The organism is Lentibacillus salinarum (assembly GCF_042679865.1).
Taxonomy (GTDB): Bacteria; Bacillota; Bacilli; order Bacillales; family Amphibacillaceae; genus Lentibacillus; species Lentibacillus salinarum.
Genome location: NZ_JBHTNH010000015.1, coordinates 1 through 25,023 on the forward strand (window position 1 = coordinate 1; position 25,023 = coordinate 25,023).

The 25,023-nt window shown below is 44.9% G+C and carries 21 protein-coding genes; 9 read left to right on the top strand and 12 right to left on the bottom strand.

Going from position 1 to position 25,023, the window contains the following annotated elements:
• Positions 1-236, top strand: a 236-nt coding sequence (locus ACFQ4A_RS07410; protein WP_382399117.1) for a hypothetical protein, incomplete at its 5' end; no start/stop codon positions are given.
• Positions 237-1,036: 800 nt separating this feature from the next.
• On the opposite strand, the gene lpdA is transcribed toward ACFQ4A_RS07410, so the two are convergent.
• The 5 genes from lpdA to ACFQ4A_RS07435 form a co-directional block, all read right to left on the bottom strand.
• Positions 1,037-2,443 carry a dihydrolipoyl dehydrogenase gene (gene lpdA, locus ACFQ4A_RS07415; protein WP_382399119.1) on the bottom strand — a complete coding sequence of 469 codons (1,407 nt, stop codon included), beginning with the start codon at positions 2,441-2,443 and terminating at the stop codon, positions 1,037-1,039.
• 3 nt (positions 2,444-2,446) lie between these two features.
• Positions 2,447-3,745: a dihydrolipoamide acetyltransferase family protein gene (locus ACFQ4A_RS07420; protein WP_382399121.1), complete on the bottom strand. Its 1,299-nt coding sequence runs from the start codon at positions 3,743-3,745 to the stop codon at positions 2,447-2,449.
• A 22-nt stretch (positions 3,746-3,767) separates the two neighbouring features.
• Complete coding sequence (locus tag ACFQ4A_RS07425; protein WP_382399123.1) at positions 3,768-4,745, bottom strand: alpha-ketoacid dehydrogenase subunit beta; 978 nt, start codon at positions 4,743-4,745, stop codon at positions 3,768-3,770.
• Positions 4,746-4,748: 3 nt separating this feature from the next.
• Entirely contained in the window at positions 4,749-5,831 is a 1,083-nt protein-coding gene (gene pdhA / locus ACFQ4A_RS07430; RefSeq protein WP_382399124.1) for a pyruvate dehydrogenase (acetyl-transferring) E1 component subunit alpha, read from the bottom strand.
• Positions 5,832-6,290: 459 nt separating this feature from the next.
• Positions 6,291-7,031 (bottom strand): YkyA family protein, encoded by a 741-nt coding sequence (locus tag ACFQ4A_RS07435; protein ID WP_382399125.1) that lies wholly within the window; start codon positions 7,029-7,031, stop codon positions 6,291-6,293.
• 165 nt (positions 7,032-7,196) lie between these two features.
• Here ACFQ4A_RS07435 and def point away from each other — a divergent pair, with 165 nt between their 5' ends.
• From def to rnjA, 3 genes are all read left to right on the top strand, one after another.
• Positions 7,197-7,748, top strand: coding sequence for a peptide deformylase (gene def / locus ACFQ4A_RS07440; RefSeq protein WP_382399126.1), 552 nt, complete (start codon positions 7,197-7,199; stop codon positions 7,746-7,748).
• A gap of 670 nt (positions 7,749-8,418) precedes the next feature.
• Entirely contained in the window at positions 8,419-8,628 is a 210-nt protein-coding gene (locus tag ACFQ4A_RS07445; RefSeq protein ID WP_382399128.1) for a DNA-dependent RNA polymerase subunit epsilon, read from the top strand.
• 3 nt (positions 8,629-8,631) lie between these two features.
• Positions 8,632-10,299 (top strand): ribonuclease J1, encoded by a 1,668-nt coding sequence (gene rnjA, locus ACFQ4A_RS07450; RefSeq protein WP_382399130.1) that lies wholly within the window; start codon positions 8,632-8,634, stop codon positions 10,297-10,299.
• A 287-nt stretch (positions 10,300-10,586) separates the two neighbouring features.
• Here rnjA and ACFQ4A_RS07455 read toward each other — a convergent pair whose 3' ends face one another.
• Positions 10,587-11,252: a potassium channel family protein gene (locus ACFQ4A_RS07455; RefSeq protein ID WP_382399132.1), complete on the bottom strand. Its 666-nt coding sequence runs from the start codon at positions 11,250-11,252 to the stop codon at positions 10,587-10,589.
• Positions 11,253-11,500: 248 nt separating this feature from the next.
• On the opposite strand from ACFQ4A_RS07455, the gene ACFQ4A_RS07460 reads away from it, so the two are divergent.
• From ACFQ4A_RS07460 to cydC, 4 genes are read left to right on the top strand one after another with little or no spacing between them, the layout of a single operon-like run.
• Positions 11,501-12,850 carry a cytochrome ubiquinol oxidase subunit I gene (locus ACFQ4A_RS07460; protein WP_382399134.1) on the top strand — a complete coding sequence of 450 codons (1,350 nt, stop codon included), beginning with the start codon at positions 11,501-11,503 and terminating at the stop codon, positions 12,848-12,850.
• Complete coding sequence (locus tag ACFQ4A_RS07465) at positions 12,847-13,860, top strand: cytochrome d ubiquinol oxidase subunit II (protein WP_382399136.1); 1,014 nt, start codon at positions 12,847-12,849, stop codon at positions 13,858-13,860. Before ACFQ4A_RS07460 ends, ACFQ4A_RS07465 begins: the two co-directional genes overlap by 4 nt.
• 34 nt (positions 13,861-13,894) lie before the next feature.
• On the top strand, positions 13,895-15,628 hold the full coding sequence (cydD, locus tag ACFQ4A_RS07470) for a thiol reductant ABC exporter subunit CydD (protein ID WP_382399138.1): 1,734 nt from the start codon (positions 13,895-13,897) through the stop codon (positions 15,626-15,628).
• Positions 15,625-17,343, top strand: a complete 1,719-nt coding sequence (gene cydC / locus ACFQ4A_RS07475; protein ID WP_382399140.1) for a thiol reductant ABC exporter subunit CydC — start codon at positions 15,625-15,627, stop codon at positions 17,341-17,343. The genes cydD and cydC overlap by 4 nt, the downstream gene beginning before the upstream one ends.
• A gap of 76 nt (positions 17,344-17,419) precedes the next feature.
• Here the strand turns inward: cydC and ACFQ4A_RS07480 are convergent, their stop codons facing one another.
• The 3 genes from ACFQ4A_RS07480 to ACFQ4A_RS07490 all read right to left on the bottom strand — a co-directional run bounded on the left by ACFQ4A_RS07480 (position 17,420) and on the right by ACFQ4A_RS07490 (position 21,648).
• Entirely contained in the window at positions 17,420-19,261 is a 1,842-nt protein-coding gene (locus ACFQ4A_RS07480; protein WP_382399142.1) for an ABC transporter ATP-binding protein, read from the bottom strand.
• A 15-nt stretch (positions 19,262-19,276) separates the two neighbouring features.
• Positions 19,277-21,025 (bottom strand): ABC transporter ATP-binding protein, encoded by a 1,749-nt coding sequence (locus tag ACFQ4A_RS07485; RefSeq protein ID WP_382399144.1) that lies wholly within the window; start codon positions 21,023-21,025, stop codon positions 19,277-19,279.
• Positions 21,026-21,198: 173 nt separating this feature from the next.
• On the bottom strand, positions 21,199-21,648 hold the full coding sequence (locus ACFQ4A_RS07490) for a TlpA family protein disulfide reductase (protein WP_382399146.1): 450 nt from the start codon (positions 21,646-21,648) through the stop codon (positions 21,199-21,201).
• A 205-nt stretch (positions 21,649-21,853) separates the two neighbouring features.
• Here ACFQ4A_RS07490 and ACFQ4A_RS07495 point away from each other — a divergent pair, with 205 nt between their 5' ends.
• Positions 21,854-22,684 (top strand): mechanosensitive ion channel family protein, encoded by an 831-nt coding sequence (locus ACFQ4A_RS07495; protein ID WP_382399148.1) that lies wholly within the window; start codon positions 21,854-21,856, stop codon positions 22,682-22,684.
• 75 nt (positions 22,685-22,759) lie between these two features.
• Here ACFQ4A_RS07495 and ACFQ4A_RS07500 read toward each other — a convergent pair whose 3' ends face one another.
• The 3 genes from ACFQ4A_RS07500 to fadH form a co-directional block, all read right to left on the bottom strand.
• Positions 22,760-23,011: a YkuS family protein gene (locus ACFQ4A_RS07500; RefSeq protein ID WP_382399150.1), complete on the bottom strand. Its 252-nt coding sequence runs from the start codon at positions 23,009-23,011 to the stop codon at positions 22,760-22,762.
• 335 nt (positions 23,012-23,346) lie between these two features.
• Positions 23,347-23,796, bottom strand: coding sequence for a cyclic-di-AMP-binding protein CbpB (gene cbpB / locus ACFQ4A_RS07505; RefSeq protein WP_382399152.1), 450 nt, complete (start codon positions 23,794-23,796; stop codon positions 23,347-23,349).
• 371 nt (positions 23,797-24,167) lie between these two features.
• Positions 24,168-24,935: a 2,4-dienoyl-CoA reductase gene (fadH, locus tag ACFQ4A_RS07510; RefSeq protein ID WP_382399154.1), complete on the bottom strand. Its 768-nt coding sequence runs from the start codon at positions 24,933-24,935 to the stop codon at positions 24,168-24,170.
• Positions 24,936-25,023 lie beyond the last annotated feature (88 nt).

Consider the following 25,023-nt stretch of genomic DNA (forward strand, 5'->3'; position numbering starts at 1 on the left):
CTCAAAACCCCCCCCCTAAAATATGCGGTATAATAACATTCCCATTTGTTATATTATACCATAATTTCCATATTTTAGGTTTCATATTTTTAGGATTATCTCGAAAAATTTTTACTCCTCAGTGCTGTCCAATTCTGGACAGCTTTTTCGTGGTTGCCATCACCTCCACTGCAGTGAAAACAGTTCTAAAAATGATCGATAAGCTGTCAAGCAGCGGGAAAAAAGCAGAAGACTAACTATAATCTAGGTCTTTGTTTAAAGCTCTTTTCGTAAATTTAATTGCTCGCAGTTGATATAAAGTGAAACTTCATTCAGTGGAATGTTTTTCTCCACTGAATGTTAGTTGAACAGAATCGGGCATTTAAGGTCAGTTAGCCGCCGTATTTTGGCGGGTTACTAACCTTTAGATGCGGGAAAAAGTGCGACGTAATTGCTGCTAGGTTGATTTCTATAAGTACGTGTCATTCCCGCCGTCCGGGATCGCTTCGGGCGGATGCTTTCCGCGGGCACGGCCTCAGCCTCCTCAGAAGCAAAGAACGCTTCTTCCGGGGTCTTCGGACACGTGCTGTTCCCGCAGGAGTCACCGCCCTCCACTCACCCGAACTAGTTAAGTTGCGTGATGCGAATACTATTACTGCCATAATTAACGGTTGGTAAATCCAAACTAGCGGAGATTCCTGTGGGAGCAGAGGCCTAGATGAGACTCCGCAGTGCGACGAGCAATCAGCACAAAGCAAGGCTTCCCTGAGTACGCTTCAACCTGCGAGGAGCGTATGCCTCACCGAAATAACTACTAACGTGACGAGCACCAAGTGTTTTTCCGCAGCGATGGACCAGCACTTACTTAAATTCTGAAGTTTGGAAGGAATTCCTGATAAAGTTACGTCGCAGAATATGGGTTTTGTGTTAGAAAACAGCCTTATTTCAAAGGCTGTAAACCTTGACCAAAGCAAAATAATAACGCCATGTCCAGTTTTCGTGGACGTGGCGTTATTATTATCGGGGCTTCATTCAACCGCGTTTTCATTTTTGATTATTACATCGTATGGATTGGTGTACCCAATGCCACATCTGCTGCTTCCATCGTTACTTCGCCAAGTGTTGGATGAGCATGGATGGTGAGCGCAATATCCTCGGCAGTCATACCGGCTTCGATGGCCAGCCCAATTTCCGCAATGACATCACTGGAATTTGGTCCGGCAACCTGGGCACCAATGACCAGTCCGTCTTCTTTTCTGGTAATTAGCTTCATAAAGCCTTCCGTATTATTCAATGACAAAGCACGGCCATTTGCGCCAAACGGGAATTTGGATGCCATCACGTCATAACCTGCATCCTTCGCCTCCTGTTCCGTATAACCAACACTGGCAAGCTCCGGATCAGAGAAGACAACCGAAGGAATGGCAAGATAGTCAATTTCTGATTTTTCACCGCCGATAACCTCGGCTGCCACTTTTCCTTCATATGATGCTTTGTGAGCAAGCGGTAGGCCTTCAACGATGTCACCAATCGCAAAGATGTTATCGACATTGGTACGCCCTTGTTTATCAGTTTTAATAAGTCCTTTATCAGTAACGTCAATACCGACTTGCTCAAGGCCAATATCATCTGTGTTTGGACGGCGCCCAACTGTTACGAGCACATAGTCCGCCTCAACTACTTCCTCTTTGTCATTTACTTCATACGTAACTTTAACACCGTCATCAGTTTCCTCGACACCTTTAGCCATCGCTTTGGTTACAACGTTGACATTTTTGTTCTTCAAGCCTTTTTTGACAGGCTGTTTAAGCTGTTTTTCAAATGTACCGAGAATCTCTTTTGTGCCTTCAAGAATGGTTACTTCGGTGCCAAAGTTGGCATAGGCCGTACCGAGTTCAATCCCGATATAACCGCCACCGACGACGACCATTTTTTCTGGAATTTCCTGAAGGTTCAAAGCGCCGGTTGAATCAAGCACACGATCAGAAAATTTGAAATTCGGAATCTCAATCGGCGTTGAGCCTGTTGCAATAATACAGTTATTGAATGTGTATGTCTGAGAATTTTTTTCGTCCATCACTTTAACCGTGTTTTTATCAACAAAGTAGACCTCACCTTTGACAATATCAACCTTGTTGCCTTTCAGCAGACTTTCGACACCTGAGGTCAATTTGTTGACGACTTTTCCTTTCCACTCCTGGACTTTGGAAAAATCAACGGAAACATTTTCGGTTGTAATGCCCATTTCTTCGTTTCCGTGGGCACTCTGTGTCTTATGGCCTGCTTCAATCAGCGCTTTAGACGGAATACAACCAACATTAAGGCAGACACCGCCTAAATCACCCTTTTCCACGATTGTCACGTTCTGACCGGTTTGAGCAGCACGGATGGCAGCCACATAGCCGCCAGGTCCTGCTCCAACCACTAGTGTGTCAAGTTCGATTGGAAAATCTCCTACTACCATAGCTTACGCCTCCATCATAATTAATTGTGGATCGTTCAACAGACGCTTAATTTGATTCAATGCCAGTTGTGCCGTGGCACCATCAACAATCCGATGATCAAAGCTGAGGGATACGGCCAATACCGGCGCCACAACGATCTCCCCGTCACGGACGATTGGTTTGTCCTGAATGCGTCCGATGCCAAGAATGACAGCTTCCGGATAATTCAATACCGGCGTGAACCACTGACCACCGGCGGATCCGATGTTGGTAATCGTATTGGAAGCGCCTTTCATCTCTTCAGGTGCAAGTTTACCACTACGCGCCTTTTCTGCCAATTCATTGATTTCTTGTGAAATGGTGAAAATTGATTTACGGTCTGCATCTTTCACCACTGGTACCAGCAAACCTTTATCCGTATCGGCAGCAATACCAATATTGTAATATTGCTTATGAACGATTTCACTTGTATCATCATCCACCGCAGCGTTTAAAATCGGATATTTTTTCGATGCGGAAATCAACGCTTTTGCGACATATGGCAAATAAGTCAGTTTAATCTCCTGTTCAGCGGCGACTGCTTTAAATTTCTTGCGATGTGCCACGAGTTCGGTAACATCCACTTCATCCATCAGGGTGACATGTGGTGCTTTTGTTTTGGAATTCACCATGGCATTGGCAATTGATTTCCGGATGCCGCTCATTTTCTCGCGGGTTTCAGGATAATCGCCTTTAGAGGTCTGTGCTGCGGCAGGTTGTTGTGTATCTTCATCTGCTTCAGCGGGTTCTCCGGCCTCTTGTTCACCACTTAAGTAATCGTCAACATCTTCTTTTAGGATGCGGCCATTTTTGCCTGAACCTTGAACCTCCTGAATGCTCACATCGTTGTCCCGGGCATATTTACGGACTGATGGCATGGCAATGACACGTTTATCATCAGCGGATGGCTGTTCTTTATCAGGCTTTTGCTCAGCAGCTTCATCGCTGCCTTTTTTGTCATCTGATACTTCACTGGCTTCTTCTTCGGTTTTTTCCGCTGCTTCCTGTTCCGCTTCTTCCGCTTCCTCATCATCAGATTCATAGCCTTCTGCATCAAACGAGATTATTGTGTTGCCTACTTCCGCTACTTCGCCTTCATCAACATGGACTTTCGTAACTGTTCCCTCAACTGGTGATGGGATTTCGACGACGGCTTTATCGTTTTGAACTTCACATAGCACGTCATCCTCTTGAACCTCGTCGCCTTCTTTAACAAACCACTTGGCGATCTCACCTTCATGGATGCCTTCACCAATATCAGGAAGTTTAAAATTATATGCCATTCCTGTAACCTCCAATCATTCTTTAAAAATTGATGACGTCATTCACTTTGTCGATGACGTCTTTATGCGTCGGCAACCATACTTCTTCTGCCTGTGAAAACGGATAAACGGTATCCGGGGCCGTTACGCGCATAATCGGTGCTTCCAGATGCAGGATGGCCCGTTCTTGAATTTCCGAGATCACCTGTGAGCCAACCCCTGCCTGACGCTGGGCTTCCTGCAGCATGACTACACGGTTTGTCTTTTTAACCGATTCAACAATTGTTTCGGTATCAATCGGTGAAATCGTACGTAAATCAATTACGTCCGCTTCAATATCGTCTTTCGCCAATTCTTCCGCAGCTTTCAGCGCTGTATGCACCATTGCCCCATAGGCAACAAGGGTGACGTCCTTGCCTTCCCGCTTAACATCTGCTTTATCAAGGTCAACCGTGTAAGCGTCATCCGGCACCTCGCCGCGGAATGAACGGTAAAGTTTCATATGTTCCATGAAAAATACCGGATCGTTATTGCGGATTGATGAAATCAAGAGGCCTTTAGCATCATACGGGGTTGATGGTACAACAACTCTGATCCCGGGCTGCTGGGCAATAAGCCCCTCCAAAGAATCCGCGTGCAGTTCCGGTGTATGAACGCCACCTCCAAACGGCGTGCGAATGGTAATCGGAGCGGATTTACTACCGCCTGAGCGATAACGCATACGTGCTATTTGCCCGTTAATGGCATCCATTGCCTCATAGATAAAGCCGATGAACTGTATTTCAGGTACCGGCCGGAATCCCTGCAGTGCCAAACCAAGCGAGAGGCCGCCGATTGCCGATTCGGCAAGTGGCGTATCAAATACACGGTCTTCCCCGAATTCATCCTGTAATCCTTCTGTAGCACGGAATACGCCGCCGTTTTGGCCAACATCTTCACCGAAAACTAGTACATTTTCGTCGTTTTTCAGTTCATGATGCATGGCATCCGTGATGGCTTGAATCATTGTCTTTTGTGCCATGATTTACTTCGACTCCTTCTCTTTATATTCTTCCATTTGCTCCTGCAGGTTGTTTGGAAGTTCATCATGCATAATGCTGATTAAATCCGTCACTTTTTGTTTTGGATAATCATCCGCTTCTTTGATGGCCTTTTTAATGGCTTCTTTGGCATCTTCAATGACTTTATTTTCCTCCTCTTCCGACCAGAGATCTTTGCCTTCAAGATACTTGCGGAAGCGGACAAGCGGGTCTCGCTTTTCCCATTCATTCGTCATATCCTCTGTACGGTAACGTGTCGGGTCGTCACCGGCCATGGTGTGCGGACCATAACGGTATGTCAGCGTTTCAATCAGTGTAGGGCCGTCACCGTTCACGGCACGCTCACGAGCATGTTTGGTAGCCGCATAAACAGCAAAAACATCCATACCGTCAACTTGATAGCTTGGAACACCTGCTGCTACTCCCTTTTGTGCCAATGTTTTCGCATTCGTTTGCATTTCAACCGGAACGGAAATGGCAAACTGGTTATTTTGCACAAAGAAAATAGCCGGAGCACCATAAGCACCCGCAAAGTTGACACCTTCATAAAAATCGCCCTGAGACGTTCCGCCGTCACCTGTGTATGTAACGGCGACAGACTTTTTACCGCGTTTTTTGAGACCAAGTGCTACACCGGCTGCTTGCGTATATTGGGCCCCAATAATGATCTGCGGGCTCAACCCGTTCACACCCTCCGGAAACTGGTTGCCGTGGTAATGGCCTCTGGAAAACAGGAATGCCTGGTACAGCGGAAGCCCATGCCAAATCAGTTGCGGAACATCACGATATGCAGGCAATAAATAATCATCTTCCTCCAGTGCATAATGGCTTCCTAATTGTGATGCTTCCTGTCCGGCCGTCGGTGCATAGAAACCTAAACGCCCCTGACGATTCAATGCGATCGAACGCTGATCCAGCACTCTTGTATAAACCATCCGGCGCATCAGTTCCTTCAGGTCATCATCTGGCAGGTCAGGCATCCAGTCTTCGTTCACGACTTCACCGTCTTCATTAAGAACCTGGAACATTTCGAACTGACTCTCAATATTGTCAAGTACATCCTTCACAATCGTTCACCTCTTCCTTTCTGTTCAACTGTTTATATTCTTTTCCAGTCTTCCTGAATTATGAATGAAACTGTACCCATTTGCTTTAAAACATGTTCCCTTATTTAATCGCCCGTAATCATGATGTTCACAAAACGGGAGAACTGTTACACCTAAAAAGCAAAAATCACTGGTACAATTCATGATTCAGTTTAAAGTGTAGCCCACATAGAACGATTAGGTCAATTGTTTTGTTTTAGATTTTCATTTTTTCACAAGGGTGACAGCGTTTACACTGATTTATGCAATCTAAACGGCTCCTCTGTTATAACAAGTCTTGGTAACTGTATTAGTGACCGGTGGCACTGAGGCATTAGAAAAACCCGGTATTCGCAACATTTTTGCGAACATCGGGTTTTTGTATAAGGTCACCCATGATTTATATTTTCCTAACGTTATAAACAGAACCCAAAAGATGATTTAGTCATCTGAATCTGTTTGTTTTTCTTTTTCCGGTTCATCTGTATCATCCTGATCGCTTTTCTTTTCTTCCGATGACATGTCTTCCTCATATTCAACTTCAATTTCGGCGGCTTCATAAAATTCCTTTTTCAGCGTATTATACTCAGTTGTCAACTCATTGAACGTTTCATTAGCTTCAATAACGTTCTGATAACTGTCATTCAGTTCCGTTATATGATTGGATAACGTTTCCTGCTCAAGATCTTCTTCTTGGAGCATTGTATACAAATCCTTTTCCAGTTCCAGTGATTTGGCATAGGATTCGTGCAGATCGTCATACGCATCATAGCGATTCATCATGACATTGGACATTTCATCAGCTTTCTCACTTACCGTTTCATCCTCCAGATCAGCTATCATATCGTCAACGTTGGAAAATTCTTCTTTGGAAGTATCCATGCTTTCTTTTTCCAGTTCAATTTTTTCCTGTCTGGTTTCAATATTATCCAATGCCTGTGCGGATAATTCTTTGATTTTATCAAACTCGTCCATGCTCAGATCAATGACCTGGCTGTATATTTCCTGTTCTTCTTGTTCCAATGTTACAATTTCCTGCTGTTGTTTTTGAAACGTCTGCTCAAGTTCAACCGCCTCCTCCAAATGATTGTACATTTGTTCGGATGTGGCCGTACCACTACAGGCAGACAGAACAATAACTAGAATAAATAAACTAATGAATAATGACTTTTTCCATAACACAAAACATATCTCCTCTCGAACTAGTTTAAATTGTCCCTCAGTATAACATACCACGTAAAGGGACCAGGTTTCATTCACAGATTTTTTCCCGTTCAGCAAAATTATCATATAGTAAATTATATTATGTTAGAATACCGTTATGACTATGCTAGGGAGTGTCAGACGATGATTACTATGAATGATATTGTTCGTGAAGGGCATCCGTCCTTACGTGAAAAGGCTGAGGAAGTAACAGTTCCTCCAACTGAAAACGATATACAATTATTAAATGACATGCTGACCTTCATCAAAAACAGTCAAGATGAAGACATCGCAGGTCAATATCATTTAAGACCCGGGGTGGGTCTGGCTGCACCGCAGCTTGGCATTAACAAGCGGATGTGTGCTGTCCATTTCGAGGACTTAAAGGGACGCCTATGCAGTTACGGACTCATTAACCCGAAAATTGTCAGCCATTCGGTTGAACAGGCTTACCTGTCGACCGGGGAAGGTTGTCTTTCGGTCGATCGTGACGTACAGGGCTATGTGCCCCGTAACGCACGTGTCACGGTGAAAGCCATCGGAATGGATGGTCAGGAACTCAAATTGCGGCTGCGGGACTATGCTGCCATCGTTGTGCAGCACGAGATTGATCACTTGAACGGTGTCATGTTCTATGACTACATTAATCCGGAAAATCCGTTCACCGTTCCCGACAATTCCAAACCAATCGGGTAAAGCAGAGCGTTCATCTTTACACGTAGGGATAAGAACGCTGTACAGGAATCTATTTTCATTGATTCCTGTATAAATTTACATAAACAAGCAAAAAATAACGATATATCAATCACGCTGAAATCAATCTTGGAGAATGCATAAGCCGATTTTTTTAAACAATTGCAGTGTTTTTGTTTCAAATTTGTTTAAACCGTATTATACTATAGGTAAGAGGGATTGGATCGGTAGAACGTTTTTATTGCTTTTCTTACATGTCTGAAGGGAGATGTCAGTCTCATGTTAAAACGCCTGAAAGAAAAGCTGAAAAAACGCTTGAAAGATTTTCTGGGAAGAGGACGTGTACCCACAACTTTTAAAAAGGATTACCTGGACTAAACCAACCATGCAGGAAAAACCCGGAGCCCGCCCCGTTACGCCTGAACGTTTCAGACCAGTTAAGCTATCAATCTGCGGATTGGTGGATTGGCAGGCTCTAAGGTATCACATTTGCTGTAATAATCCGTTAGGCCATATACTGAACAGGCGGCTATACAGGTGAAAAGACGCTCACCTGCTGTTTAATCTGCTGATACAGGCTATTTGGCAATGAATTAACGAACCAATTGAACAGGGATACAGAACGGAATACGCTTTTTTTAACAAAAGAACCGACACGATAGGAGAGATAATCATGGTTTTTAAAGTGTTATATCAGGAACTTCCTGAAGAAATACCTGTACGTGAACGAACGAAAAGCTTATATGTCGAAGCTGATTCTGAAAGAGATGTACGACGTAAACTTGCCGGCCAAAATTATAATATCGAATATATCCAGCTATTGGATGAAGCACATTTAGCTTATGAAAAGAAATCCGACCATTTCACACTGGAGACCGTTTAGCGGATGAAATTTGTCAAAAATGATCAGACAGCGGTCTTTGCGTTAGGTGGACTCGGTGAAGTTGGGAAAAACACCTATGGTATCCAGTTTCAGGATGAAATCATCCTCGTCGATGCCGGGATTAAATTTCCGGAAGACGAACTTCTGGGTATCGATTATGTCATCCCGGATTACACTTACCTGACGCAAAACCAGGATAAGATTAAAGGTTTATTCATAACGCATGGGCATGAGGATCATATTGGCGGGATCCCTTACCTTTTGCGTGACATAAATGTGCCTATCTACGCAGGAAAACTTGCAGCCGGCTTAATTCGTAACAAATTAGAAGAACATGGTTTATTGCGTAATACCAAGTTAAATACCATTCAAGAGGACGATGTGATTAAATTCCGTAAAACATCCGTTTCCTTTTTCCGTACCACCCATAGTATTCCTGATTCATATGGCGTCGTGGTTAAAACACCACCAGGCAATATCGTGCATACCGGTGATTTCAAATTTGATTTCACACCTGTGGGCGATCCTGCAAACTTAACCAAAATGGCTGAAATTGGCAAAGAAGGCGTACTTTGTCTGCTTTCAGACAGTACAAACAGTGAAGTACCAGGTTTTACAATGTCCGAGCGGGTCGTTGGGCAAAATATCCGGGACATCTTCAGCAAAGTTGACGGCCGAGTGATTTTTGCAACATTCGCATCGAATATATACCGCCTTCAACAAGTCGTTGAAGCGGCTGTCCAACACAATCGTAAAATTGCTGTTTTTGGCCGCAGTATGGAATCGTCCATCCGCATCGGTCAGGAATTGGGGTATATCCGGGCGCCTAAGGATACCTTTATCGAGCCGAACCAGATCAACCGGCTCCCGGCCCATAAGGTGACCATCCTGTGTACAGGCTCACAGGGTGAACCGATGGCTGCCTTGTCCCGTATAGCAAACGGGACACACCGGCAAATCCAAATCATTCCTGGCGATACGGTTGTCTTTTCCTCTTCACCAATCCCAGGAAACACCGTGAGTGTCAGCCGGACGATCAATAAACTGTATCGGGCTGGAGCAGATGTCATTCATGGTCCATTGAGTGACATCCATACGTCCGGGCATGGAAGCCAGGACGAACAAAAACTGATGCTCAGACTGATGAAGCCGAAATATTTTATGCCGATTCACGGAGAATACCGTATGCTGAAAGAACACCTCAAGCTTGGTGATGCTTGTGGCGTCGACCCGGCCAGTTCGTTTGTTATGGATAATGGGGATGTTCTGGCTTTAGGCAGTGACAATGCCATGATTGCCGGAAAGATCCCGTCTGGTTCCATTTATGTTGACGGAAGCGGCATCGGCGATATCGGTAATATTGTTTTACGTGACAGGCGTATCCTGTCTGAAGAAGGCCTCGTCATGGTCGTGGTCAGTATCAACATGAAACAATTCAAAATCGCTTCAGGCCCGGATATCATCTCCCGCGGGTTTGTTTACATGCGGGAATCCGAGGACCTTATCAAGGAAGCCCAAAAACTTGTTTCCAAACATCTTGAAAAAGTCATGGAACGCAAGACAAGTCAATGGTCTGAAATTAAAAATGAAATAACCGATACCATTGCACCATTCCTCTTTGAAAAAACAAAACGCAGACCAATGATTTTGCCGATTATTATGGAAGTTTAAGAAGAAAAACCCGGTCTTTTCCTTGTCTTTCCAGAGGCCGGAATGGAAGTTCGGCGGAATACACCACGTCCTGTATCAACGCCGATCGGACCTGCATCCTACAGGCTTGAGATCAGCTTGATGGAAATCAGCTGATTTCACACAATTCATAAACGGTTACTTTTAACTATAATCGAATAAAATTAACAAAAGGTGGCATGAAAAAATTAAAATTTCATGCCACCTATTTCATTTTCTGATCGATTATAAAGGTAGAAGGAGCGTTCACGTCATGCAAAAGCTTTTCATCACTGCTCGATGACCAGATGCTTTTCAAATCTGGATAAGTCTTTATCAGCACCAATCACGATAAGGACATCATCCTCCTTCAGCAGTTCATCTGCCGCCGGGGACACATTAATGTCTTTATCACGCTTAATGGCGACGACGTTACAGCCATAATTTGCCCTGATATCCAGTTCGACCAATGTTTTGCCATGCATTTTTTTGCCTGCTTTCACTTCAACAATACTGTAATCATCTGAAAGTTCCAGATAATCAAGAATATTATTGGAAATAATATTATGTGCAATACGTTTTCCCATATCTCGCTCCGGATGCACGACCTGATTGGCACCAATCCGGTTTAATATTTTCTCATGGTAATCATTTTGGGCTTTCACCGTAATTTTTTTGATACCTAGGTCAGTCAATACAACAGTCGTTAAAATGCTGGCCTGTATATTATCACCGATTGCGACAATAACATGATCAATGTTTTTGATACCCAATTCCTTAAGTGTTGCTTCATCCGTCGAATCGGCAATAACGGCGTAGGATGCTATATTTTTGAACTCATTTATTTTATCCTGATCCGCATCGATCGCCAAAACCTGCATGCCTTCCTGGCTGAGCTCTTTACATATACTGCCGCCGAAACGGCCTAAACCGATTACCGCATAGTCACGTTTCATACCGGTTCCTCCATCCAGTTATTTGCTCTTAGTCTATCATATTAGACGCCATCTGACACCAGCGAACATCCAACCGGGCGCTTTTTTTGTAACGTTTCTGCTACAAAGTTTTCACCCCCCTGTCACAGCTGCCTGTGTAAGACCGGGTTGTTATGTTTTATACTATCTATATAGGGAAAACTATGTCCGCCGTTCGAAACAGTACCCTTTCGATTATATATCATGTTCAAATGAAGGAGGGCTCTGCCGTGGAATTGGATACGGTCCTTATGAGCAGATTGCTTACCGCTATGACACTTGGGTTTCATATTATTTTTGCCACGCTCGGTGTAGGCGTTCCACTAATGATTTCGATTGCTGAATTGATTGGGATAAAAAAGAATGATCCGCACTACCGGCTGCTGGCAAGACGCTGGACCAGGGGCTTTGTCATTACGGTTGCCGTCGGTGTCGTTACCGGAACGGCTATTGGTCTGCAATTATCCCTCGTATGGCCGAATTTTATGCAGGTTGCAGGGAATGTCATCAGCCTTCCGCTCTTCATGGAAGTCTTTGCGTTTTTCTTTGAAGCGATTTTTCTTGGCATTTACTTATATACGTGGGACCGGTTTAACAACCAGTACATCCATTGGGTATTCTCCCTGCCGATTATTATCGGCGGCGGCTTTTCCGCTGTCTTTATTACGACAGTCAACGCCTTCATGAATACACCTGATGGATTTACCACGGAAAATGGCACATTTGCAGCCGTTAACCCGATTGCCGCCATGTTAAACCCGGCAACACCAACCAAAGTGTTTCACGTATTAACATCAGCCTATTTAACATGTGCCGCTATTCTAGCTGCTATCACGGCGTTTATGATCCTGAAAAAGAAAACGACTGATTACCATAAGAAAGCGTTGAAACTGACGTTGACATTGACGTTCATATTTGCTGTATTAACAGCCATTGCCGGTGATTCATCAGCAAAGTTCCTGGCAGTCCATCAGCCGGAAAAACTGGCTGCAGCAGAATGGCATTTTGAAACGGAAGAAGGGGCCGATTTACTGCTGTTCGGCTGGCTGAATGACGCCCATGAGGCAGTCGGCGAAATCCGCATCCCCAACTTTTTAAGTTTTCTTGCTTATGGTGATTTCAATGCTGAAGTAACAGGACTCGAGGAGACCCCTGAGGATAAGTGGCCGCCGCTTTGGGTGCACTACATGTTCGACCTGATGGTTACCATCGGTTTCCTTTTGCCTGGTGTAGCGCTGTTGTATTTCATTTTAAGTAAACTGAAAAAGCGCAACGAGCACAACAAAGGAATGCTCTCCCTGATTGTATTGAGTGGCCCTCTGGCCATGCTGGCAATTGAATTCGGCTGGATTTACGCCGAGGAAGGACGTCAGCCGTGGATTATCAGGGGTTATATGACCGTTGAAGAAGCCGCTACGTCCTCCCCATATATCGGTTTAATGTTTGTCCTTTTCCTTGCCTTGTATATTGTGCTGGGCACGTTATGCGTCGTGACACTAAGAAAATTGTTCCGGGACAATCCGGCTGAGGAAGAATTGGAGAAGCATTATCCATCGTTTGAAAAGGATGATGAATCATGAGCTATGAAATGATCGGTATTTTTGTGTTATGGATCTTCCTGTATGGTTACCTGATTGTCGCTTCGATTGATTTCGGCGCCGGGTTTTTTGCCTTTTATGCTAGAATCACCAGACAGGATCACGTGATCAATCAGCTGATTTCAAGGTATTTGTCACCCGTCTGGGAAGTGACAAACGTCTTTTTCGTCTTCTTCTTTGTCGGTATTGTCGGATTCTTTCCGGAAACGGCTTATTACTACGGAACAGCCTTATTGGTACCCGGCAGTATCGCCATTATACTACTGGCAATCCGTGGCTCGTTTTACGCCTTTGAAAATTATGGATCCAAACAAAGCACAGTTTATATGTTTTTATACGGGGCTACCGGCTTGCTGATCCCTGCTTCCTTATCAGTTGCCCTGACACTGTCTGAAGGCGGATTTATTGTGGAGGAAAACGGTGTGGTTTCACTGCAGTATCTCGAACTGTTCACAAGTCCGCTTTCATGGAGCATTGTTGCATTGTCCATCGTGTCCGTATTGTTCATCAGTGCGACCTTTTTGACATTTTATGCTTCCCGTGCCAAGGATTATCCGGCGTTAAAGCTGGTGCGCAAATTTGCCCTGTTTTGGAGTACGCCGGCAATTATCGCCGCACTGACAGCATTTATCTTTTTGAGCCAGCATAATCGCGGTCATTATGAGAGCATGCTGGATTTATGGTGGATGCTTGGATTATCGGTCGGGTTTTTTATGACGACCGCATGGCTCCTGTACCAGGGAAAATATTACGGTATGGCATTTATTAGCGTGATGCTGCAATATGTCTTTGCCTTTTTCGGTTATGGCATCGGCCATTATCCGTACCTGCTTGATCCGTTTATCACGGTTTATGACAGTGCCACACATGAATCAATGGGTATAGCGCTTGTGACAGCGTTTATCGGCGGATTACTCTTATTGATTCCTTCATTAATTTTGTTAATGAAACTCTTTTTGTTCGATGCTGATTACGTCAAAGGCAAGAAATAGTTTTTAGCGATATTTTCCGGAGGACTGAGCAGCGATGAACAGCTTACGAAACATGACATTCATGTATAAATGGCATATGACAGGCCAGTTGATCCTGTCGTTCATAACCGCCCTATCGATTATTCTGCAGGCCTATTTTCTCGTTACCATTGTCGATCGGGTATTTCTGAAACAGGCTGTGTTTTCGGATATTATTTGGATGCTGGTGGGATTATTAGCTGTCCTAGCGATTAGGACGGGTTCTTCTTATGCAAACGACCGCATCGGTATCAGGATGGCTGCAAATGTGAAAGCGACCTATCGAAGGTCCCTGTTGGATAAGTTTGCTGGTAATCCCCTCATGCATTCGATGCAGGGACAATCCGGCAGGAAAATCAGCACACTGCTGGACGCCGTGGATGACATGGACAGTTACTTCAGCGACTATATACCTCAGCTGATCCGGACATCAATCATACCATTGCTTATTTTAGGGACTGCGTTTACCCAGCATGCCAATACAGGATGGATCATGCTTATTACCGCCCCATTCATCCCGATTGTTATGATGATTGTCGGCATGCAGACGAAAACGAAAGCAGAAGAACAGCAAGAAAAACTGGCAGCTTTTTCCGGCCGTTTTTTGGATACGTTACAAGGCCTGACCACCCTTAAACTATTTGGACAGGCAAACAAACAGAACGATGCTATTAAACAAAGCAGCTTAAACTTCCGGGATGCCACCATGCAAATTTTAAAAGTCGCGTTCACATCCTCATTTATGCTTGAATTGATTGCCATGCTCGGCATCGGCATCGTCGCCCTTGAGTTGGCCATTCAATTGATTATATATGAGCGTATCAGCTTTTTTACGGCATTCTTTTTGCTGGTGCTGGCCCCTGAATTTTATACAACCTTGAAACAGCTTGGCAGTACATTTCACAATGGACGGAGTAGCATGGGTGCGGCGCAGAAGGTGACGGACGCATTGGCTGAATCCACACTGCCGGTTCAGTGGGGAGACAAACATTTGACTGCTGACGCCACGCCGCCAGCGATTCAACTGCAAAACGCCGGTTTCCATTACGGGGACGACCAATTTGTATTGAAAGGAATAACGGCCGACATACCGCCTTATGGGCAAATGGCGATTGCCGGCAGGAGTGGTTCCGGAAAAACGACTTTACTGCACCTTGTGGCCGGTCTTCTACCAGTAGAAAATGGCCGGATGGTCGTGAATGGTGTTCCGCTATCACATTACCGTGAAAAAGCCTGGTTTGACCAATTGAGTTATATTTCACAGCAACCTTATATTTTTTCCGGAACGATTGCCGACAATATCACGATTGGTGCGAATGTCCGTGCAAGTCGAGCAGACATTGAACGTGCAGCTGAACAGGCGGGGATAGCTGCCATGATCCAATCGCTTGATGATGATTATGACACCCTAGTCGGCGAAGCGGGGCGCGGACTGTCCGGTGGTGAACAGCAGCGGCTTGCACTGGCCAGAGCGTTTTTGAAAAAACCATCCATTATTTTATTCGACGAACCGACAACCGGGCTTGATCTTGAAACAGAGCGTATTCTGCAGCAATCGATCAAACAATTAGCCCGACACGCCACCGTTATAACAGTCGCCCATCGGCTGCATACGATTAAGCATGCAGATAACATCCTATTTCTGGAAAATGGCGAATTAGCAGCTTCCGGCACCCATCGTGAACTGGTTGACACCGTATCATCTTATCGGGATATGGTTCGTGCTCAACAAGGAGGAAGATCTGAATGAAAGATTTAGCCGTCGTCATCAAGATGATTATACTGGAAAAACGGGACATCCTTTATTCGATCATCTTTGGCTTCGTTGCCGGCATAACAGCTGTTGGTCTATTTACAGCAAGCGGTTATTTGATATCCAAAGCGGCTCTAACACCACCTTTTTATACGCTGATTATATTGACATCGACCGTAAAGTTGCTTGGGATTACGAAAGCCATCGCACGTTATGCCGAACGCTACTTTTCCCATCGGGCAACATTTACGATTTTAAGTCATATGCGCGTGTCGTTTTTTAAGAAACTGGAACCGTTAGCACCGGGGCTTTTTCAAAAATACAGGAGTGGTGATTTGTTATCCCGGATTGTTGGCGATATCGAAACACTGCAACATTTCTTTCTGCGGGTCTTTTATCCGCCTATCGTTTTAGTGTTGGTCTTTTTGAGTACGATCCTGTTCACCGCGTTTTTTTCCATTTATGCAGCCATCATTTTGTTTGCTGGTATGGTGTTGACCGTCTTTATCGTACCGGCTATATTTGCCATCAAACAAGCCAACATAGCTGGTGATGTCAGAAGACAGCGTGGACTGCTGGCAACCGAAACAACCGAATTTCTGCACGGCTTCCGTGATCTGAAAATCCACCAGCAGCTTCATGACAAAAAACGGCAGCTGATCCAGTCATCGGACACCTATATCAGGGAACAGGAACGGGAAAATATTAATAAATTGTACAGTCAATCGGTCAACGCGTTTGTATCGTTTAGCGTTACCTGGTGTGTTCTGGCAGTGAGTGCTTTCCTGGTCATCGATGGTCAGCTGGAAGGCATTTTGCTGGCCATGCTTGTCATGATATCCTTGACAGTTTTTGAAGATGCCGCACCGATGGCTGTCTTTCCCATCCACTTTCAGGACAGCAAACGGGCAGCCAAACGTCTCGCTGCGGTCGTGCAAGGGGAAAATCAAACAAGACAGGACGCCCACCAAATGCAAGCTTTACAATCAAGTCAGCCTTTCCAGATTCGTATGGAAGGCGTTTCATTTACATTCCCGCACGAGGCCCGTCAAACACTTAAAAATATTCATCTGACCCTCCCTGCCGGTTCCAAAACGGCCATTGTCGGGCCAAGCGGTTCAGGCAAATCGACATTACTGCAGCTGCTTCTGAACATGCTGCCTGCAGACGAGGGGCCGATTCGTATCGACGGCATCGCCATTGACCAATTAAGTGCGGACTCGATTTGGGAGCATAGCAACGTCGTCCTACAGGAAAATCATTTCTTTTTCGGTACCGTCCGAAGCAATTTGTTGCTTGCCGGCGATACGTTAACCGATTCCGAAATGCAGGCCGCATTGACCCATGTCGAGCTGGACTATGTTTCCCTGGATGATCCGGTCTATGAAAAAGGTGACAACCTCTCCGGCGGGGAAAAGCAACGCCTGGCCATCGCACGGGCACTGCTAAAAAATGCACCATTATGGCTGCTGGATGAGCCGACATCATCAGTGGATGCCTTGACTGAGCAGTTGATTTACAAGCGCCTGTTTAACCAAGCTAAACAGGATACCCTTGTGCTTGTCAGTCATCGCCTGACAAACCTGGAAGAGATGGATCAGATTATCGTCATGGATCAGGGTACCATCATCGAATCCGGTACGTTTAATCAATTAATGCAGCAGAAAGGCTATCTGTATGACATGAAGCAGATTGAAAAAGATTTGCTGTAACAATATTGGAATCGGCTCTCGCGCCGATTCCAATTAATCTGACCTCTGAAAAACAAGGTCAACGCCTCTTTTTTCCCTACATAGCATCAAGCATGTCAAATTGGGACTTAACCAGTTCAAAATACTCACCGTGCTGTTTCATCAGCTCGTCATGGCTGCCATTTTCCAGGATCCTGCCATTTTCCAATACAAAGATATTATCCGATTCCCTGATTGTCGACAGCCGATGGGCTATAATGATTGCTGTTCTTCCTTTCAACAGCCGCTGTAGCGCAGCCTGGATTTTTACTTCTGTTTCGGTATCAATGCTTGCCGTCGCTTCATCCAGAATCAAAATCCTCGGATCAGCAAGCAGCGCTCTGGCAAATGACAATAATTGCCGTTCCCCTGCCGAGAGGATATTACCGCGCTCTTCCACTTCGGTTTCATATCCGTTTGCCAGCCTTTGGATAAAATCATCAGCTCCAACAACCCTGGATGCTTCAATCACTTCTTCATCGGTCGCATCCGGCCGCCCAAAGCGGATGTTTTCCATAATCGTGCCGGAAAAAATGAACGTATCCTGCAAAACGACACTGATCCCGCGGCGCAGATTGTTCAATCGGACATCACGCAGATCATAGCCGTCGACTTTAACAGCCCCTTTTGTCGGATCATAAAAACGGCTGATCAGGTTGGCGATGGTTGATTTCCCACTTCCGGTATGGCCGACAAGGGCAATCGTCTCTCCTGCCTTGATAGCCAGAGAAATGTCATGCAGCGCAATCCGGTCGTCGTCGTAAGAAAATTGAACATGGTCAAATGTAATATCGCCCTTCATATCCGTTAAATCGGCACCGTCTTCTTTATCGACGACATTGGGCTGTTCATCAAGGAATTCAAAAATCCGCTCAGAGGCAGACATGGCCATCAAGAGCTGGTTATACATCTGACCAAGCCGGGAAATAGGATCCCAGAACATGCCAACATAAAAGCCAAAGGATACAAACGTACCGATGGCAATCCCACCACTCCCCTCGCCCAGCAGAATTAGATAGGCACCGTAGGAAATAAGAATAATGGTACCGAGCGCATTACTCATTTCCACAAACGGGCCAAACATCGCACTCTTTTTGGTTGCTGTTTGCCAGCTCTTAAAATTATCCGTATTCAGCCCGGCAAAATATTCTTCATTTGCTTTTTCCTGCGAGAATGACTGGGTAATACGGATCCCCTGAATGCTCTCATTGAGATGGGAATTCAAGCGAGATTGCTGGATCCGTACATTCTGCCAGGAACGCCGGATATTCCGTCGCAGTTTCGTTGAAATATAAAACATGATCGGCAATATGACCATAATCGCCAATGCCAGCTTCGGACTTAATACCAGTAAGATAACAACTATCCCTGTCAGTGTCACCACATCCATCAGGAGATTGATAATCCCATTTGTAAACAGTTCTTGCAGGGAGTTGGTATCATTCATAATCCGGACGATAATCGATCCGCCCGATCGCGAATCAAAAAAACGATGCGATAATCGTTGGATATGGGAAAATAAGTGCTGACGCAAATCGTAAATCACATTTTGCCCGAGTATATTCACCCATTTTATCCGAAAAACATTGCCCACATAGCTTAGAAGATATAAAACGGCGATACCGATGACAAGATAGGTGAGCATTGTTATATCCCCGTTGGCAATGACGCTATCAAAGGCGATCTTACCAATCAGAATGGGGACAATTAACCGGACAGCCGTGGAAACAAACATTGCTGAAATAGCCCCGGGCAAATACGTTCTGGCATATGGTTTTAAATACCCCAGCAAACGCCACATCTGCTTCCAGTTGAACGGTTTTTCCACGGCATGGTCAACCGTATAATAAAATCGATTTAAACGCCGGTTTTCGTTTGCTGCCTGTTTTGCATTAGCCATAATGCTCCCCCCTTCTTAAGTTGCCGTTTCCATAATGTGCTCCCGGTCTTGGTACTGAATGTTGTAAATGCGTTCGTACGGCCCGTTGTTGTGGATCAATTCAGCATGCTTGCCGCGTTCGATGATTCCACCATTTTCCAGGACAAGGATTTCATCCGCATGTTTTAATGATGAGATACGATGCGCGATGATAAAGGTGGTCCGTCCTTTCATAACCTCTTTTAACGCTTTTTGAATCTTGAATTCCGTTTCCATGTCAACGGCCGAGGTCGCATCATCAAGTACTAAGATACTTGGATTAATACATATTGCCCGGGCAATCGCAATGCGCTGTTTCTGTCCACCTGACAATCCCATGCCCCGTTCACCCAGCATCGTATCGTAGCCCTTTGGCATTTCCATAATAAAATCATGCGCCTGAGCCCGTTTGGCGGCATCGATAATCTGTTCTTCCGGTATATCCGGATTGCCGTACCGGATATTTTCCCCGATCGTAGTGGAAAACAAAAATGATTCTTGAAGCACAAACCCGATTTGTTTGCGCAGGGCTGCCAACTGATAATCGTCCACCGGTCTCCCGTCCACCAGGACCTTACCTGTTTCAGGTTCATAAAACCGGGTGATCAGCTGAGTGATGCTTGTTTTTCCTGACCCGGTTGGCCCGCTCAGACCAATAACCGTTCCCGGGGGCGCGTCAAATGAAATATGTTTAAGTGCTTCATCATCATCCGCTGTATAGGTTAGTGTGACATCTTTAAATGTGACATGGCCGGAAACCACCCGATCAACAGCACCTTCTTTTTCGGTCACATCTTCCGCTGCCTCCAAAATTTCCAGCAACCGTTCACCGGAAGCTTTTGCCTGGGAAAACATGTTAATGACAAATCCAAGGTTCATTAAAGGCCCCATGATATACCATACAAGACTGAAAAAGGCGACTAATGCGCCCAGACTAAGACCACCATTAATGACCAGAAACCCGCCAAATGCCAATAAAAGCACGACACATATATTCCCGATAAATTCCATGACCGGAAAGTATTTTGACCAGATTTCAGATGTAAATAAATAATGTTGCCGATAATTATCATTACTATCAGAGAACCTGTCGATCTCAAAGTCCTCTTTCGACAGGGACTTCACCGTATTCATCCCGCTGATATTTTCCTGGACGCGGGTATTCAGGCGGCCGAACGATTTTCGAATGCCCCTGAACGCAGGGTGAACCCGTTTATCAAATCGATAGACAACAACCGCTAAAAATGGCATAGCCGCCATGGTAACCAACGCAAGCGGCATTGAATAGTAAAACATGACCCCTAAACTGAATAGAATCAGCATCGTAATCTCTATGAGATCAGAGATACCGAATGAAATGAAATTACGGAACCCTTCCACATCTGTCGTCTTTCGCGACATGAGGTCGCCAGTTCGAGCATTATCATAATATTTGAATGATAAAACCTGGAGTTTTTCGTACAAGGCTTCCCGAAGCTTATAGACAGCAGTTATTCCGAACAGATCCCCCATATATTGATGAAAAAAAGAAGAAACACCTTTTACAAGCATGATAAGAAAGAACCCGGCAGCAATATACGGAATCAATGAATACCGTTCCTCAAGCACAACTTCATCAATCGTTAACTGCAGAACGATTGGATAAACAACCGTTATAGCCACGACAAACAAAAGAAAAAATAATGATGTGAATAAATATTTTCTGTATGGCCAGTAATAGTGTTTTAACTTTTTGAAGGTTTCCAATATGTATTCCCTCCCCGATGTCTTTTCACAATATCTAATATAACGGTTCCCGAAATAAAATGCCATACCTTTTACTCACTTTTTTAAAAATTTTTAATTGTGCAGTGCTAATTCCTCTTAACTGTTAAGACACTTAAAAAATACCTCCGCCTGTGGGAGGTATCAGATAGTTTTTATTTTGTTTCAGCGATAACCCGATCAATCCGTTTTTGAAGCATTTGTAAACCGCTGCTGCCCGTTTGCCGGTGCCGCAATTTACCATTTGCATCAAACAGGTAATAAGCCGGCACATATCTGTTGTGAAAGGCATTCGTTATGGTATGGGCATGATCGACAGCGATCGGCTGCGTCATATGGTGCTTTTTGGCAGAACGCCTTACCTCATAGACATCCTCATCCGCTTCCGACCGGGGCATGTGTACAGCAATCACACGCAATTGGCCTTGAAACGTATCACGCAATTCATTCACTATGGGCATCGCTTGTTTACATGTATCACAGCTGATCGACCAAAAATGGATTAAAACAGGATACTTTCCGATTAAATCGTTTTTAGTAAGCGACTTGCTGTTGAGCCATCTTGCAGCGCCATTCAAGTCAGGGAGCGGATCCCTTAATTTCATTTTTATAACCTCCATTGCTCTGAATGATTTAAAGCAGCCTGTAGCTGATCAATGTCAATAAACCGTTTCCTCTATTGTATATGCCTTATAGCTTGCTTCCGTCACACCGGAACGGCCATTTATGTTTCATGTCTCTATTATTGGGGTAAATAAACATGAAGTGTTATACTTAACCCCCAACAGAATCAAAGAAAGGAAATGACAGATGACTATCTTTGGCTTGTATGTAGATTTGAACAGTTTGCTGGAAATGATGGTGCCGGCTGTCTTAAAAATCGGCTTGCTGCTTCTGGCATTTATCATTTTTGTCCCGATTGGAAAAAAAGTAATTAGAACGACAATGCACAAAGCTGGTGAAAGTCAAAAAATATCACCGTCACGCGTGAAGACACTGGAAAAATTACTCGTGAACATTTTTTCGTATGTGATGTTTTTTGCATTTGTTCTCATGCTGTTTGCCGTATTCAATATCCCGATTGGACCATTGCTCGCCGGGGCCGGCATTATTGGACTGGCCATCGGCTTTGGTGCCCAGGGGCTTGTCAGTGACATTGTGACCGGCTTTTTTATTCTGCTGGAGCGTCAGCTGGAAATCGATGACTATGTGACAACGGCAGGCTATGATGGCATCGTGGAAGAGATAGGACTGCGGACATCAAAAATCCGCAGCTTTGATGGGACACTTAATTTTGTTCCGAATCGTTATATTGAAGGGGTGGCCAACCATTCTCGCGGTAACATGCGGGCACTTGTTGATATCAGTATCCGGTATGATGACAATATTGATGACGCCATTACAGTACTGGAGCAAGTATGCGCCGGTTTCAAGGACGATGAGCGTTTCAAGGATGGACCGGATGCCATCGGAGTCCAAAGTTTTGGTTCCTCTGATGTTGTGCTGCGCGTTGTCGGACAGACGGAAAATGGGCTGCAATGGGAATGTGAGCGTGCAATGCGTAAACAAATTAAAGAAGCCTTTGACAATGCGGGAATTGAAACACCATTTCCAGAGCCAATTACTATTCGGAACAATTAATACACACCTGAAATGTTTTACCTTTATGATCTTACAAAAAAGCTTCGGTTCAAGTAGGAACCGAAGCTTTTTCAATTATTGCTGTTCATTTAATCTGTCATTGACCATTTGCGAGACTTCCTGTGCACTGTAACCGTCCGCATTGATAACAGATCCGGCGATGCTTGCCGTTGACATGCCCATCACATCTTTATCCTGCCCAGAAATGACACAGCAGTCACAATAAGCGGTATCATCTTCGGATTGTAGGTCAACCACATCATGTCCCATCTCGGCTAAGGCTTCCTTTATATCGGTAAGCGTCCCTTCGACACCTATCCGTGCCATGCTGCATACCTCCTCTGAATCAAGTCCTTTCCTGCCTAGTTTTTCCCGAACGCGACAAGGTATACAGCCATTAGGATGATATCGCTATAATGACGCCCACGACGGCCAGGGTCCCTGCTACAAATGCCGCTTCTTCCATCTTTTTTGAGCACTTGTAAAGACCGCATGACCGTCCCCCACCAGGCCAGAACATCACTTATGTTGGCAATGGATTCCAAATTATTATGTCTCTTTTACGTCAGCAATCCATCACCTTAAATCATCCATTGGACACGATATCGGCTGAAAAAACACCCTCTGCGACGACAGGCGGCAAGGGTGCCGTTCTTGGCATGTTACATGTTCGACTTAAACGTATAATAATCCCGTTTCAATTGTTTTAAAATGACACGTCTAGTCAGTATGCCGTCAAAGTAGCCGTCTTCATCAGCGACACATACGAACGGATAATTGATGACTACCTTCAAACCTTCCATGAATGAATCCGATTTTGTTAAACATGGGATATCCGTATTCATCGCTTCCTGTACCTGTATTTCGAATAACTTTTCCATTTCAAAGCGTTCCAGCCCCAAAACCGTATTTAAAATCCGTGTCTTGCCAATAGTGCCCACCAGTTTATACGATGAATCCAAAACAGGTACGGCTGAGTAGCCAGACTTGACCAGGATAAGCAAAGCGTGTTCTAAAGGGTTATTCACCTGGACATGTGCGACTTTTTCCGAGGGAATCATCAAATCGTCAATCACGATATCTGTCAGTTTCTTATCTTGTGTTGCACTCATATAAAACACTCCTTTACGAATACTGAAAAGCTAAGGAGCCGGTATGTGGACTTTACTTATAGTTTACCATAGGACGGGTCAAGGGAACATCATTTATCCTCTGCATCCGCGTAAATCATCCATCATCCAATAAAACCGCCCGACGCGAAAACCGTCATTGATACGTTTGGGACCGGTTTGCTGTATCATATGCATAAACTACCTGAAAGAGGGATGCCCTGTATGAAAATTCACACCTTCATAATCGGATGCGGCATTTTTGGCGAAGGCTTCTTCGTAATGATTGTTGCTATTGCGAGGAGCGTACGCTTCACCAAACGAACCTGTAACGCGTAACACGCACTATTTGTGTCTCTTTATCGTGTCTGAAATTAAAACGGAAATGCGTTAAGCCATTGGCCGCCGTCCATTGTGACAACCTCGCCGTTAATATAAGCTGCTTTGTCGGATAATAAAAAATGTGCCAAATCCGCAATTTCTTCAGGCTTGCCCAAGCGCTTAAACGGCACTGAGTTAAGCGTTCTTGTGGCAGCTTCTTCAGATTGAAATAGTTTGTCGGCTCCGCCTGTCCGTTCAATCGGGCCGGGTGCAATAGCGTTGACACGAATGCCATACTTGCTGCCCCACTCGACCGCGAGCGTCCGTGTCAGGTTCAGCACGCCCGCTTTAGCTGCAGAAGAGTGTGCAACACCCGCACCCGCATTCCACGCATATGTAGCGACCATATTCAGAATGGCCCCCTTCATGTCATGGTCAATCCAGTATTGACCAACTTCACGGCTGCAATAAAATGTGCCGTTTAGCACAATATCAATGACCGCGTTCCACCCGTTAACAGATAAATCTTCAGCAGGCGCGATAAAATTTCCGGCGGCATTATTAACGAGATGATCAATGGTTCCAAACTGATCGACGGTTTCCGTTACCATCCGCTGAACATCGTCCGGTTGTCGTACATCCATAGTAATCGGGTGCACACGCCCATTTGCCGGGCTCTCCAATTCCTTACTTGTTGCTTTCAGTCGTTCTTCATTCCGGCCGGTCAGGACAACGTTAGCACCCTCTTCGGCAAACTTTTTGGCCATCGCTTTGCCCATCCCGCTTGATGCACCGGTCACAATCACCGTTTGATGTCGCATCGTATCCCCCTCTTCGTTTCCTCTCTCTATTTATCATCATACGTTCGCCTGCCATAAAAGTCAAAATACGAACAGTTTATGACATCTA